Raw genomic sequence first — 670 nt, 5'->3', positions numbered from 1 at the left:
CCGAGGCCAGGCCATTGTCGAGCGTATAGCTGTAGCTGCCGTCGCTGTTGAGATGCAGCGTGCCATAGGTGCCGACCAGGTCGTTGCCGACATTGCCAGCCGAGCCGTTGACGGCGCTGACGCTGTGGGTATCGCCGACATCGACATCGGTGTCGTTGGAAAGCACATTGCCGCTCACCGGATTGGGATCGGCCAGCGTGTTGGTGTCTTCCTTCACCGCCGCCGCATCGGCCACCGCCACCGGCGCGTCGTTGGTGCCGGTGATGGTGATGGTCAGGTTGGCGGACGAAGAGCCGCCGTGATTGTCCGCATTGGTGTAGCTGAAGACGTCGGTGACGGTGGCGCCTTCGGCAAGCTGCTGCACCGAGGCCAGGCCATTGTCGAGCGTATAGCTGTAGCTGCCGTCGCTGTTGAGATGCAGCGTGCCATAGGTGCCGACCAGGTCGTTGCCGACATTGCCAGCCGAGCCGTTGACGGCGCTGACGCTGTGCGTGTCGCCATTGTCGACATCGGTGTCGTTGGAAAGCACATTGCCGCTGACCGGATTGGGATCGGCCAGCGTGTTGGTGTCTTCCTTCACCGCCGCCGCATCGGCCACCGCCACCGGCGCATCGTTGGTGCCGGTGATGGTGATGGTCAGGTTGGCGGACGAAGAGCCGCCGTGATTGTC

1 protein-coding gene is annotated in these 670 nt (G+C 63.6%); it reads right to left on the bottom strand.

The features are described from left to right. On the bottom strand, positions 1 to 670 hold a 670-nt coding region (locus EN808_RS36645; RefSeq protein WP_189524240.1), incomplete at both ends, for an Ig-like domain-containing protein.

Origin of the sequence: Mesorhizobium sp. M8A.F.Ca.ET.165.01.1.1, from assembly GCF_004792065.1 — a bacterium.
Classification (GTDB): Bacteria; Pseudomonadota; Alphaproteobacteria; order Rhizobiales; family Rhizobiaceae; genus Mesorhizobium.
Note: the sequence above shows the minus strand (reverse complement) of the source record. Positions and strands in the feature narration are given on the sequence as shown.